The 13,363-nt window shown below is 52.0% G+C and carries 10 protein-coding genes and 1 riboswitch; of the genes, 4 read left to right on the forward strand and 6 right to left on the reverse strand.

The window, feature by feature from the left end:
• Nucleotides 1-62: 62 nt before the first annotated feature.
• Nucleotides 63-239: riboswitch (cobalamin riboswitch) on the reverse strand.
• A gap of 257 nt (nucleotides 240-496) precedes the next feature.
• The 3 genes from EXY20_RS23280 to EXY20_RS23290 all read left to right on the forward strand — a co-directional run bounded on the left by EXY20_RS23280 (nucleotide 497) and on the right by EXY20_RS23290 (nucleotide 2,854).
• The gene (locus EXY20_RS23280) at nucleotides 497-1,399 is read left to right on the forward strand and encodes an AraC family transcriptional regulator (RefSeq protein ID WP_167859456.1); all 903 of its coding nucleotides are present in this window, start codon (nucleotides 497-499) and stop codon (nucleotides 1,397-1,399) included.
• 108 nt (nucleotides 1,400-1,507) lie between these two features.
• Nucleotides 1,508-2,473 (forward strand): phytanoyl-CoA dioxygenase family protein, encoded by a 966-nt coding sequence (locus EXY20_RS23285; protein ID WP_135554524.1) that lies wholly within the window; start codon nucleotides 1,508-1,510, stop codon nucleotides 2,471-2,473.
• 204 nt (nucleotides 2,474-2,677) lie between these two features.
• Entirely contained in the window at nucleotides 2,678-2,854 is a 177-nt protein-coding gene (locus tag EXY20_RS23290; RefSeq protein ID WP_135554525.1) for an Arc family DNA-binding protein, read from the forward strand.
• 72 nt (nucleotides 2,855-2,926) lie between these two features.
• Here the strand turns inward: EXY20_RS23290 and EXY20_RS23295 are convergent, their stop codons facing one another.
• The 6 genes from EXY20_RS23295 to EXY20_RS39540 form a co-directional block, all read right to left on the reverse strand.
• The gene (locus EXY20_RS23295) at nucleotides 2,927-3,349 is read right to left on the reverse strand and encodes a GNAT family N-acetyltransferase (protein ID WP_135554526.1); all 423 of its coding nucleotides are present in this window, start codon (nucleotides 3,347-3,349) and stop codon (nucleotides 2,927-2,929) included.
• A 658-nt stretch (nucleotides 3,350-4,007) separates the two neighbouring features.
• On the reverse strand, nucleotides 4,008-4,736 hold the full coding sequence (locus EXY20_RS23300) for a phosphotransferase family protein (RefSeq protein ID WP_167859457.1): 729 nt from the start codon (nucleotides 4,734-4,736) through the stop codon (nucleotides 4,008-4,010).
• Between the two features lie 778 nt (nucleotides 4,737-5,514).
• Nucleotides 5,515-8,430 (reverse strand): endo-1,4-beta-xylanase, encoded by a 2,916-nt coding sequence (locus EXY20_RS23305; RefSeq protein ID WP_167859458.1) that lies wholly within the window; start codon nucleotides 8,428-8,430, stop codon nucleotides 5,515-5,517.
• Between the two features lie 234 nt (nucleotides 8,431-8,664).
• On the reverse strand, nucleotides 8,665-10,293 hold the full coding sequence (locus EXY20_RS23315; RefSeq protein WP_135554530.1) for an extracellular solute-binding protein: 1,629 nt from the start codon (nucleotides 10,291-10,293) through the stop codon (nucleotides 8,665-8,667).
• A gap of 35 nt (nucleotides 10,294-10,328) precedes the next feature.
• Nucleotides 10,329-11,210, reverse strand: a complete 882-nt coding sequence (locus tag EXY20_RS39535) for a carbohydrate ABC transporter permease (protein ID WP_135554531.1) — start codon at nucleotides 11,208-11,210, stop codon at nucleotides 10,329-10,331.
• Between the two features lie 15 nt (nucleotides 11,211-11,225).
• On the reverse strand, nucleotides 11,226-12,134 hold the full coding sequence (locus EXY20_RS39540; RefSeq protein WP_135554532.1) for an ABC transporter permease: 909 nt from the start codon (nucleotides 12,132-12,134) through the stop codon (nucleotides 11,226-11,228).
• Between the two features lie 265 nt (nucleotides 12,135-12,399).
• Between EXY20_RS39540 and EXY20_RS23330 the strand changes: the two genes are divergently transcribed.
• On the forward strand, nucleotides 12,400-13,320 hold the full coding sequence (locus EXY20_RS23330) for a family 43 glycosylhydrolase (RefSeq protein ID WP_135554533.1): 921 nt from the start codon (nucleotides 12,400-12,402) through the stop codon (nucleotides 13,318-13,320).
• Nucleotides 13,321-13,363: the final 43 nt, after the last annotated feature.

A 13,363-nucleotide genomic window follows, 5' to 3' on the forward strand; every position in this document is an offset into this window, starting at 1 on the left:
GAAACGCTGCTGCAAAACGGGCTCCGTACGATATCGTTTCATTTCCCAGTCCCCGGAGAAATGGTTCGTCGCTTCGCTTAGGCAGGTCTCCTGGCTTCGCTTCCTCCTCGCGTTCCCTTCCCATGCATCGGCACAGTGGATGTGAACGTTCGTCAGCGATACAGTTGCGGGGACAGCGCTAGATTATCACTAGCTTCCCTATTAAACTGCCGTGCAGTACCTTGCGAAACGAATTGTGAAGTTATTGAAAATTATAGCACACGTCCAAATCGATCACAAGATGTAGTATGCCTATGAAAAATTTTCACGATATATTGATTCGAAAGGCTCTTTTTTTCAGAAAGAACGTTCAAACGGGTTTATTCTATCACGATTCCGATCCAGGTTCCATGCGTCTATTGGCGGAAAATGTGTCGCCGCGATGAACACAATCACGGCTTTCAATGATACGATAAGCAAGAGAATTCGAGGGGCCAACGACGGGAGGTTGTTGACTGTGACTGCCGCTAGTTCCGCATTTCTGGAGTTTCATACGGCCGCCGACGTGACGGTGAAGGCCGGACAACGTCTCGGCGTTCGCCGGCTCAAGGACTACGAGTTGGTCTATTTTCCGAAGAGCACCGATACGGAGTATACGCTGGAGGAAGAGACGCATTCCCTGCAGCAGCCTTGCGTGCTGCTCACCCGCCCCTTCGAGCCGCATGCTTACCGCTTCGACCCGCTGCAGCCGACTCGTCATCTTTTCCTTCATTTCGACTTTGCCGAATGGCTGTTCGAACGACGATACCCCGCGCTTGCTTCCGGCACCCCGCTCGTCCGGCTGCAAGAGCATTCGCTCGTCCCGGTGCTGATGAAGCAGCTGCTGTTTTTGTGCCATAAGCGGCCGGCGCGCTGGCACTCCTTCGCCGAAACGATCGTGCTCACCGTGCTGGAAGAGATGGAAGCCGCTCTATCCGCCACTGGAAACGACGGCGCCGCGGTCCAGATGCCCGGACAGATCGCCGAGGCGCTGCAATACATCGAACGCCATGCGGACGGTCCGATCGACGTCGAAGCGCTCGCCCGAACGTCGGGCTGGTCGCACGAACATTTCAGCCGCACGTTTCAACGTCATGTCGGCCATTCGCCGAAAGCGTGGATCTCGAAGCGCCGCATCGATCTTGCCGCCCAGCACCTGCTGCAGCGCACGGACAGCGTCAAGCAGATCGCCCATCGCCTCGGGTTTGCCGACGAGTACTACTTTCACCGGCTGTTCCGGCGGGTCATGGGGATGACCGCGGCCATGTACCGGAGCAAGTTCACCGACATCCGCATGCGCGAGCTGGCTCCTCCTGGGGAGTGGGAGCTGTTTTACCCGCTCAATCATTACGTCGTGTTTCACGATCTGCCGCCCGAATGAAGATCAAATTCGTCCATCTTTTTTCCGATTGCGTACATTGTACCAGCTGGTTCGTTGCTGCACAATGGAGCTATATATGGCAAGCGATCGTGAAGGAGTGGGGATACGATGGAAGCATCAACACAGGACAAGGTAGAGCGTTACTCCGTTAGCATTGACGAATATGTTTCGTATCGCCGGGACGGGTTTCTAATCGCCAGAGGGCTGCTCTCTGCGGACGACACGAACCGCCTTCGGGCATGGACCGACGGGATTTATACCGGGGCCGACAAGAGCCTCGATCATTTGCATGCCGATCATTCGTGGCAGGGCGAGAAGAAGCCGGAGCGGCTCTCTTCCGCGCGGCTGCACCAGCCGCATTTCGAGAATGCGACGGCCGAGTGGGGGCTGCTGCACCCGCGGCTGCTCGACGTGCTGGAAGCGCTGATCGGCCCGGACGTGCTGGCGCTGCAGTCGATGATGTTCTTCAACCCGCCGGGCAAAGGCGGCCAAGGCTGGCACCAGGACTCGTTCTACATCCAGACCCAGCCCGATTCGCTGATCGGCGCCTGGATTGCGCTAGATCGGGCCGATGAAGAGAACGGCTGCCTCTGGGTGGCGCCGGGCTCGCATCATGAGCCGGTTTACCCGCCCCATTCGCGCGGCCATTTCGTCCATGCGACCGAAACGGTCATCGACGGGCTGTTTACGGTCGAGAATGCGAGCCATATGAACGACGAAATCAACAATTTGTCGCCGGTTGCGGCCAAATACGGACCTGCCGTCCCTGTCGTGCTTGAGCCCGGCGACGTGCTGTTCTTCCACTCGCATCTGCTGCACCGCTCGTATGCCAACCGCACCGCGGACCGGTACCGCCGCTCCTATGTTACCCATTACTGCAACGCTCGCTCCTGGGTGCCTTGGGGCGGCACGAACGAGCGGCAAGTGCTCGCGCGCGGCCGCACGCACCTGCCCTTCTCCTTGCCGAAATTCGGCACGCCGGTGATCCTCTCCCCGGCCAAAGAATCCGGCGAAGACGGCGGCGCCATGATGGTCGCCATGCCCCAAGGCGATATGGGCAAGATGGAGATGTAACGCGCAACGCCCCGCTCATGCTGACATGACGGGGCGTGGTTTTGTTCTTGATTCAATTGGAGAATCTGCGTGCAAGATACCAGCCATCGATCAAGCCTTGTTTATACATTATCTCGATCGATAATACCAATTGGGCGAGTTCCTTCTCCTCATACTCCAAGCATAGTGATATACTATTGACATCACTTTGAAGGAGTTCAGCTTATGGCGACCAATAAACGGGTCTTTACCTTACGTCTCGAAGAGTCCAATTTTGATAAAATCAAATTCATTGCCGATAAAAATAAACGTTCCATCGCCATGCAAATCGAATATTTGATTGAGCAGCATATTGAAGAATTCGAGAAGACCCACGGAGTCATCCGAACCGATAACCGTTGAGCAACCCACTCCACTATGCAAGCGCATTTCGTGGCTGCCCGAATAACGACAACCCCTTCTTTCCCGGAGAACCTATTTTTCGAGCAAGCTAAACATCCCTGTCATATGCGGGGAATGATTCCTGAAACCAAACTTCTCGTAAAAAGCTTTCCCCTCCGATGCAAACAGTCCGACAAAGGCAACCCCACCACCAGAACAGCGCTTCTCGATATAAGCCAGCAAATAGTTCAGGATTTCTTTTCCGATTCCTAGACCTTGATAAGAAGGGAGTACAGCTACATCCTGGAAATAAAAATACATCCAATCGTCGCCGACAATACGTCCCATTCCTACCGGTTCATCATTAACGGTGACGACAACCCCATAAAGAGAGTTGTCCAGTGAGCCCTTCGACCTCCCTGTATCGATACTGCCCCATCCGACAGACTCCCATAGATATTGATGTTCCGCCACAGATGGAGTGCGTTCAAGGATCTTATAATTTACGGATGTCACGTTACCACCTGCTTACTTATAGAATGGACGGATCGCCGAAGTTACAGCCTGCCTCAGTGATGAGCTTCTATACCGGGCGTGCCTCGGCAGCTCAAACGGATCGCAGGCACGCAACCTCGGCGGAACAACAAGGGACTGGCGTAATAAGCCATCTTTAGAGGCTGTCGATTAACTGTGGATCGATTGGCGAGAACGGATGGATGCAGAGAGCAGAGATTATAGATGATTTTTCGCATATAATTTCGAAAATGAGGCTAAAATCGCAAGTTATGTATGAAATTTCGCATATAATCGCTGGAATTGGCCGTATCACCCTTCGTTATATATGATTTTTCGCATATAATCTGTAAGACTCTTCACCGACAACGATCCTTCTTGATCCTTTTTTGCGAATTGACATATACTCAACTCCAAATCTGATGGAGATACTTAATTTACAATATATTGTATCTATAACGCAAAATCGAGGGTAGTAATTGATTATAACGATACTGCCGTAAACAGTACGTAGAAATCCGATAAACAAAAAAAGCCCGCAGTTTACACGGACTTGGTTCGGCCTATGTTCTTGTTTGATCATAGGCCTAATGATACTTAACTGTGAAGGAATCTTCTCAAAAAACTTATCTCTTTATCTTTATGTCAAATACAAATAGTGTTAAATGGAATCGAGAACCCGCATTCCATTGATCAGGAAGTATTTGATTACAATAACTCGTAGAGAAATAATTTCCTGTATGAGCAATCCCCATCTCTTTGACAGTTCTTCGTATTTTTCTTTATCCGAAGAGATTTCTAGAATCCATTTTAATAAAGGTAATCCCCACGCAAGAAAAGTAGTAATCACATAGGCTACAAAAACGGAATCTTTATCTCCTTCCCAATCAGACTCCTGTAAACCACGCAGATATCCTGCTATAACTACCTGTTCAAATTGTTCCAGATCGCTTACACGTATTTGATTTGGGCTTAAAATCGAATCGGGGATCAGATTTCCAATGTCTTCACCAGGAACCCCCCATCCTACACTGGACCAATCAATGATGATCGTTTGTTCCTGTCCGCTTGGACCTGAGCGTGCAAAAAGGTTTGGTGGCCATATATCAAAATGACAAACCGTTTTGGACATTCCATCTAAGAGTCTCAATAGTTTTTCGCGATTTTTCCAAATTAATCGCGCCGAGTCTTTAATTTGTGTCGGTACCGTCTCAAGAACCAAATCCACCTTCCAGACGTTTTCATCAAAAATAATGGGCATTCCATCGGTATTTTCCAATACTTTTGATCTTAACCATTCTTGAGTAAACCATGGTTCTGAATGATTCCTTTTTTCTTTAATCATTCTTCCTTGGAAGGAACCATGATAGTGGCCAATCCGGACCTGCAATATCGCTCAGATCCTCCAGCCATATCCAAATAGTGTCGCTATCTTTTTCTACAGCATCAAAACATTTCGGAACAACCAAATCAAAATGATTATTAAAAAAGCTGTCTATTATAGTATTAGAAGTATAGAAAAGGTATTCTCTTCTCCAGTAGTTCCAACTTGCAGGATTTTCAAATCCTGGGTTCATTACAGTATACTGATATCAATCACTGTACGAATTATCTTTAATATAGTTGGCACTAATTACACTATATGTAAGTTTGTAATAAGACCAGTCGGAAAGCGACAATTTGTCGTTACAAAGCATTTGGCGGACAATTGATTTCAAATGGAACGTAGAAATTTCGAAAGGTTGGGTTAAATCAGACATGAGAGTGGATTCCTCCTTTTTAATCGGAGGGAGCTGCATCAACAGGGGTAAGGGAGATAATCGATTCCTTTTATACCACGCATTAGACACGCATCCCTTGTAAAGGTCCAAATAAGCAGACTGATCCTGTAAATAAATTGACAGGAAATCAGTCTTGCGCATTGAAAGAACCATTACAGGGTTGTTGGCATATCTAGATACTCCTTTCAATTATCTCCTATCTATATTTTATTAAGGAAGGAACACTCAGTCAAATTTAATTGGAAATCGCGAGGCCTGTGAGGGAGAGCCTCACACCTCCACGACCGCTCCCTTCCGCTCCGGAACTGGCCGACAAAAGAACCTTCAACCCCACGGTTATCGTGGTTTTGAAGGTTCTTTTGTTCCTGTTCGAGACCGTCTCGCTGCTTATTTACTAATCTTAAAGTAGTCCATGTTCAGCCAATAGTTTGTGGCTGCCGCATTTTTGGTTCCCTTGTTGCGCAGCTCGATCGTATGTGGGCCGCTGGAGGCCCATGTTTTCTCAAATACCTTCACTTGATTCAGCGCCGTGGCATTGTAGCCGTCAATCGTCGTCTCATACGCCCCGTCGACGTACACATCAAACTGACCCGCGCCCGCTCCTTTTTGCACATAAGCCTGAACCGATTTGCCGTTGAAGGCGTAGCGCACATAATTGCCCGCGGTGCTGCTGTAGGAGATCGTCTTGCCGTACGACTCGTTCCGGGTGACATGCGACCAGGCGCCGCTGCCGCCGCCGGCATGCCCGTAAGTCAAGGTGGTCAGTTGGGCATCGTCCGTAAACTGCCGCAGCTCCACATTGGAGAACTGCCCCTGTCCGACCTGATTGATGGCGGATACGCTCATCCCCATGTACACGGTAGAGGTCACGTTGACCGTCTGGTTCGCCCCGGCCTGCGTCCACGCCACTCCGTCGCTTGAGACATAGCCGGCAAACGTATTGCCCGTGCGGGTCAGCTTCAGCCAATAAGGAGCGACTATACCGGTAAGGACATTTGTAGGTTTCGGCAAAACATCCCCGTCTTCCGTCCGAGTATTGAAGGTGGCGTCCGACAAGAAGCTGTTCGTGAACACAATAGCGTTTTTGGACTGCGGATACAAGCTTTCCCGCATGAGCAACGCTGCCCTGCCGCCAATGCCGGTGCCCCCGAGCGATTCCACCTTGGCTACGATTTCTCCGTCGCCTGTAAGTGTCTTGGCCACATAAGCATGGGCATCGAACCCTTGATACCGGACCCCCAGCTCCACGCGAGAGGAGTCGATCGCATACGTGCCGCCGCTCTCGGCATACACGTTCGGATAGATCGTATCCCATTGCTCTACATTGGCGGTCAGCCAGCCGTCGCCGATGGTTCCGACTACATCCGCAGTCGGTAGAGGAGGAGCTCCCGTCGCTGCCGGGGAGGTGAAGCCGTTCAACTTGATGCTGTCAAAGGTGAGGGCGAAGCCGCTGCTGCTTGCATGCTTGCCCGTCACCTGAAGCTTGACGATGTAGTCGCCTGGTGCGCTAAAGTTGTAGCTGCCTACCGAATCGACCCGCGTCTGCCAGGCGGTACCGTACAGATCGATTTCGCTGCCCACATTCGTTCCGTTGACCGACAGCTGATATTTGCCCCGATCCGCTCCCGTGATCCCCGTGACCTGGAGCGCATACGTGCCCGCAGTCGGCACGTGGATGGTGTAGCTCACATGATCGCCGGCGCTGTTCGAGTTGGAGCGGATGTACATGCCGTTTGACGCTCGCGTGTCAAAGACGGTCGTGTTGTTCTCGCTCGTATCTGCAGTGACATCCTCCGCCTCGAAGGTTGCGAGACCGTCCAGCTTGAATTTGTCGTAGGACAGGATGTAGCCCGTGCTGCTCGCGCTTTTGCCCGTTACCTTAAATGTAAACGTATAGGTTCCCTTGGTGCCGAAGGTGTAATTGCCGAGGTTGGTCTCCACGGCCGCAGACGTCGCACTGTAGAGATCCGCCGTCCCGACGTTCGTCCCGTTGATGGACAGTTGGTACTGGCCACGGTTCGAACCGGTCAGTCCCGTCACTTTCACGGGATAGGTTCCCGGCGTGTTGACATAGACTTTGTAGGACACGTAGTCGTCGACCTCATCCAGATCGGCTCGCTTGAGCTGGCCGCCGCTCGCCGCTCCCGTATCGACGACTGCGACCGTATCCGAGCTTCCCTTCAGCTCCAGGTGCTCCGCTTCGATCACGCCCGCATGATCCGGCTCATGGGCGAGACGCTGCTGCAAGGCGTAGTAGGCTTCCTTCGGATACAGGCCGTAATCAAACAGGAGCGGTTTGGAATTCGCGCCCAGCCAGCTTCTGCCATCGGTCACGCCCCAAATGAGCAGCCCTTTCGATTGGGGGTGATCCAAAAACAGATCCAGCAAGTTCTTGTAGGCGGCCGCCTGATCCGCTTCATTCTTGACAGCCGTTGCCGAGTCGATCGGGATGTCCAGCTCCGTCCCCTTCATCTCGAGCCCGAGCGCGCCGAATCGATCCATGTTTTCGCCAATGCTTTGCACGCTGGCTCCCTTGACGTGCAGTTGGAACCCGATCCCGTCGAGCGGTACGCCCCGGGACAGGAAGTCTGCGGCCATATTGTACATTTTGTCCGACTTCGGGCCCATCTTCTCCGTGTTGAAGTCGTTGTAATACAGCTTGAGATCGGTCTCGCCATTTGCGGCCCGCGCAGCGGACGCCTCGCGGAAGGCGGTCTCCACATAGACATCCCCCAGCTTTTGCCACCAGAAATTATCCCTGTACATCGCGGTCCCGGAATCCGAGATCGCTTCATTCACGACGTTGTATGCGCTGTAATCGCCGTTATAGTGCGTCATGAACGCATTGATGAAATCCTTCATTCTCGTGTTGACGTCCGTCGGGGAATACGTGTTCAGCCAGCCGGGGACCGCAGAGGTCCAGACAAGATGATACTGATGCATCTTCTTCCCGATGGACTGCGCATAATCGCGGTATTGGTCGGGCTTCGTCCAGTTGTAAGTGCCGTCTTCGTTCGCTATGCTGTCCATCGTGTTCTGCAGCGCGACCATCGTCGTGTCCAACTCGACGATGTCCCTGATATAATCAGACGGCTCCGGGTCATCGTTGATCACGAACTGTGTGGGCATAAAGCCAAAGTCAAAATCCGGATAATTGGCCTCCACCAACGCCTCCAGCCTGGTGCCGTTCGGGGCGGGCGGCGCTGCCGCATGGACCCCGCTAGACACCCACAGGGCAGCCCCTGTCAATCCCAGACACGCGGCAAACGCCAGTTTGCCGGACTTCCGTTTCTTTCTTGTCATCATCCTCATCTCCCGTCTCTACTTGAAAGATGTTGCTTCCGCTTACCAATAAGCGTTCGTGGGACCGCACCGATGAAGATCAATGCGGGCGTCCCGATCATACGCCTGATCTGAGGCGAGACAGGCCTGCGCGGGAGCGCAGAGAGGGGACGGAGTGACCACTCGGGTAAATGTCACTCCGTCTTGCATAAACTCTGCCAAGTGCGGGGTATTGAATAAGCGTCTAGTGTCAGGTTATTTGCTCTTGTCGTAATACTTTTGATACAGCTTCATCATTTCGTCGAGCCCCATCTTGTTCAACTGGCTGACATAGTCGTTCCACTCGGCATCGATTGTTCCTTTGGCAATCCATTCCGCTTGTTTTTTGTTGATCAGCCCGTAAATATCGGTTTTCAGCGTATTAATTCGCGTCAAATCCTCGATGCTGAAAAACGCAATCGGATAAATCTCTTTTTCCAGGAACGGTTTGTAGATGAGATAGCTGTTTTGACGTATTTGCTGCGCCGTTTGCATTTTCAATTTATTGAACGTTTCGCTCAGGACAGCCACCGGCGAAACAGAACCCGGCGCTTCGCTGTGCCGGAATTCGCCGTACGCCATTCCTTGGGGCGTTTCCATGTATTCGAAGGAACCGTCACCGTTTTCCTTCAGATTGATGCCGATCGGACCCATTCTCCATTCCAGGCCGATTTTATCCGTATACATCGCATCGATCCAGCGCATTGTAATCTCCGGATTTTTGTTGGCTTTCGTAATGGCGAACCCGGACCTGGAGAAACCGGGATACTGACGGCTCCACACTTGTTCGCCCGAAGGACCTTTGAGCGGCGGCACGGCCGCATAAGTGCCAAAATCTTTCTCCGCAATCATGTTGTTTTCGCTGACGCCGGAGAATACGCCGAGAATGCCTTCTCTTCCTTTCGAGAAAAACACTTTGTCGTCCTGGGTAAGCGATTCCTTGTCAATCAATCCTTCTTTGTGCAATTGCGCATACCACTTGACCGCTTCTTTATACTCCGGCTGCACGGCGGTAAAGACAAGCTTGCCATTTTTTACGACCAGATGATTCGTATTGTCCGTAAGTCCGAATGCGCCGAACATCGAATAAATGCCGTATGGCGCCATGCCGTAAATGAAGCTGTACGGGATTTCATCCTGTTTGCCATTGCCGTTCGGATCCTTGTCCTTAAAGGCCCTCAGCACCTGCACAAGCTCATCCGGCGTGGTCGGCATTTTCAGATTCAGCTTGGCAAGCCATTTGGTATTGATCATCAGTCCATCGTAAAACTTGAGAAACTCCTGTTCCTCCACGAGTGGCAGCGTATAAATGTGCCCATCCGACGCCGTTACCCCTTTTTTGTACTCGGGTCTGGCCTCCAGCACCTTCTTGACGTTCGGCGCATACTTGTCGATCAGTTGCTCAAGCGGTACGAGCATGCCTTGCGAGCCATAAGTGGCAATATCCACGTCCTCCAGCCCGCCGGCGAAGAAGTCGGGTAAATCGCCGCTGGCCAGGATCAAGTTTTTCTTCTCCTTAAAGGATGCCGCCGGAATTTGCTCCCACGCGATTTTGACATTCGTACGAGCCTCCGCGTCCTGAACCACCTTCAATTGCTCGATCGATTTGGCTTGTGTCGACGCTTTGGACATCACGCCTTTCAGCGTCACTTTGTCCTTGACGATCGGCAACCCAGTCGTGTACATATTGCCGACCATTTGCCTGTCTTTCGCGGTCGCCGGCGGTACGCCGGAAGCCTGCGGCCCATTGGTGGCCGCTGTGTCCGACGTGCCCCCGCCGCTGCAGCCGATCGCGCCAACGGCCATGGCGGCAACAAGAATGGCAGTTACCCCTGATCTCCTCATGCTCAAACCCCTTTTCCTTATATTGTACCAGTCGGCTACCCTTTCAAGGAACCGATCATGACACCTTTCATAAAATACTTCTGCAGGAACGGATACAAGATCAGCACCGGCAAACTCGATACGATGATCACGCCAAATTTCATCATATCGGCGATTCGCGTTTTTGCCGCCACATCGGCGATATCCCCGACAAGATCGGACTGCGATTCGTTCGCGATCAGAATATCGCGGAGGATGATTTGCAGTGGATACAGCTTCTCGTTGCGCAGGTAAATCAACGCCGGAAAATAGGAATTCCAATGCGACACGGCGCAAAACAAAACGATAACGGCCACAATCGGCATGGAGAGCGGCAGCACGATGCGCCCGAAGAAGCGCGTATTGGAGCAGCCGTCCATCTCGGCCGCTTCCAGCAGCTCGTGTGGAATCGTCGTCTGGAAAAAGGTTCGCGAAATGATGATATGGAAGGCGGACACCGCACCCGGCAGCCACAACGCCCACGCCGTATTGACCATGCCGAGGCTTTTTACCAACAAATAAGTCGGAATCAGCCCACCCGAAAAAAACATCGTAAACGCGATGATCATCATGATGATCCTGCGGCCGTCGAGGTCCTGACGGGACAGCGCGTATCCGGCCGTCAACGTCAAGGAAACGTTAATCACCGTGCCCACAATCGTATAGAGAATCGTGTTGGCATACCCTTGCCACAAGCTGGAATACGAAAACAGGCGGGTATATCCTTCCCACGTAATATCACGCGGATAGAACCATGTATGGCCGGCATTGACCTGATCGGGATTGCTGAAGGACGCGATCACGATAAAGTAAAGCGGATACAATACCAGTAAAATCAAGCAGATCATCAGCGCCGCGTTCATGACGTCGAACAATCGGTCGGATCGGTTTGCTTTCATTTGTGCTTTCCCCCATTACCACAGACTGGATTGATTCAACCGTTTGGCGGCTTTATTGACCGTGAGCAGCAGCACAAAATTGATCATCGAATTAAACAATCCGATAGCCGCCGAATAGCTGTATTGCGCGCCAAGCAAACCGGATTTGTAGACGTAGGTTTGGATCACTTCCGAAGCGTCCAGGTTCAATTGATTTTGCATCAAATATACTTTTTCGAAGCCGACATTCATGAACTGACCAATATTGAGAATGAACAAAATGACGACGGTCGGCATAATCGAAGGCAGATCGATATGCCTGATCCGCTGCATCTTGGTCGCCCCGTCCATAACCGCCGCTTCGTGCAGCTCCGGACTAACCCCCGCCAGGGCGGCCAAATAAATGATCGTAGCCCAGCCTGCATTTTGCCAGATGCCGGAAAATACATAAATCGTTTTAAACCATTCCGGGCTGGCCAAGAAGAAATAAGGTTCCCCGCCGAAAAACACGATAAGCTGATTGATTAGTCCGTGGCGCGGAGAAAGAAACAAGTACAACATACCGGCAATGACGACCACGGAAATGAAATGCGGCATATACGTAACCGTCTGGATCAGTTTGCGAAAATGCTTGTTTGCGACCTGATTGATAAGCAGCGCCAGCACGATCGGAATAGGGAACGCCACGAGCAGCTCGTAGGCATTGATGAGGAGTGTGTTTTTGATTACGATGCCGAATTGGTAGGATCGAAAAAATCGTTCGAAATGGTCGAATCCGGTCCAAGGGCTTCCCGAAATGCCTTTGAAAGCGAGATAGTTCTTGAATGCGATTTGCACCCCGTACATCGGTACATAGTGAAACAGAATGAAGTAAGATAAGGTCGGGAAGATAAACAAGTACAATTCATAATTCTTTTTGATTCTTTTGCCGATGCCGCTTCTCATGCTGGCCGCTTCCCTTCTTTCCTGCTCCGAAAAGCTTGGTTCATTTTTGTAAGCGCATTCCTGACTGCCCTGGCTTCACTATACAGAACGGCAGTGCCCTGCGATATCGGTGAATCGTGCCATCCGTATGCGAAACGGGCGAATCGGCGCCATCATCCTTCCGGCACATGCATAGTTCGACTCGCATATATACGCTGCCTGAAAGCGCGATCATAATGAAGGCGTGGTTTGCAAGAAGATCGCCATGGAGGGAGCATAACAGGGAATGGAAGCACAAACGATTCGACCCGAATTTACGTACACCGTCGCGATCGGTTACGAGGAAGGGGTAACCCGCAGAGATCCGAGCCCCGTACTTCTGCACGACAATCTGTACTATGCCTGGTATTCGCGAACGGAGAAGGGATGTTCCGGTTATCACGCCTCCGTCTGGTACGCCACATCGCCGGACGGGCACGAATGGACGGAACGAGGAGAGGCGATTCCCAAAGGAGGAGCGGGGGCTTGGGATGAGAACGGCGTATTTACGCCAACGACGCTTGTTGCGGATGGCAAGTGGTACTTGTTTTATACGGCGGTGCCGAAGCCGTTTACGAATGACAACGGCGGTTCGAACGCAACTCCTACCGGAATCGGCGTCGCCGTTGCCGATCATCCGCAAGGCCCTTGGCACAAGTTCGCCGGCAATCCGTTGATTACACCGAGTTGCAATCCCGACGACTTCGACAGCCATCGGGTGGACGACGCTTGTCTCATCGTGCGGGAAGGGAAGTACTGGCTGTATTACAAAGGCCGGAAAAAAGGCTTCGGCCCCGCGGATACGAAAACCGGACTGGCCATCGCCGATGGACCGACCGGTCCGTATGTAAAACACACGCTGAATCCGATCATTGCGAGCGGTCATGAAGTGTGCGTGTTTCCTTACGGCGACGGGGTCGCAGCGATCGTTTCCCCGGTCGGGCCGCAAGGCAATACACTGCAAATCAGCACGGATGGACTTTCGTTTGACGTCATCGCAACGATCGCTCCTCCTTCCGCTCCCGGGCCTTTCCGCGAGGATCATTATCGGGAAGGGAGCGGCCCCGGCATCGCATGGGGCTTGTGTCAGCATACTCGAACCGATTGGCCGTATCTTCTCCGCTTCGAATGTGACATTCGCCAGGAGGATGAATCACCACAACAATAATAAAGGGTTGAGCAGAGTGCGAACTCTGCCCAACCCTTTTCAC

Origin of the sequence: Paenibacillus cymbidii (genome assembly GCF_004764705.1) — a bacterium.
GTDB lineage: Bacteria > Bacillota > Bacilli > Paenibacillales > NBRC-103111 > Paenibacillus_AN > Paenibacillus_AN cymbidii.

What these genes read in the sequence shown, in the direction of transcription:
- EXY20_RS23305 (WP_167859458.1), bottom strand. Translation starts at nt 8,430, where the DNA reads ATGACAAGAAAGAAACGGAAGTCCGGCAAACTGGCGTTTGCCGCGTGT.
- EXY20_RS39535 (WP_135554531.1), bottom strand. Translation starts at nt 11,210, where the DNA reads ATGAAAGCAAACCGATCCGACCGATTGTTCGACGTCATGAACGCGGCG.
- EXY20_RS23285 (WP_135554524.1), top strand. Translation starts at nt 1,508, where the DNA reads ATGGAAGCATCAACACAGGACAAGGTAGAGCGTTACTCCGTTAGCATT.
- EXY20_RS23315 (WP_135554530.1), bottom strand. Translation starts at nt 10,293, where the DNA reads ATGAGGAGATCAGGGGTAACTGCCATTCTTGTTGCCGCCATGGCCGTT.
- EXY20_RS23330 (WP_135554533.1), top strand. Translation starts at nt 12,400, where the DNA reads ATGGAAGCACAAACGATTCGACCCGAATTTACGTACACCGTCGCGATC.
- EXY20_RS39540 (WP_135554532.1), bottom strand. Translation starts at nt 12,134, where the DNA reads ATGAGAAGCGGCATCGGCAAAAGAATCAAAAAGAATTATGAATTGTAC.
- EXY20_RS23290 (WP_135554525.1), top strand. Translation starts at nt 2,678, where the DNA reads ATGGCGACCAATAAACGGGTCTTTACCTTACGTCTCGAAGAGTCCAAT.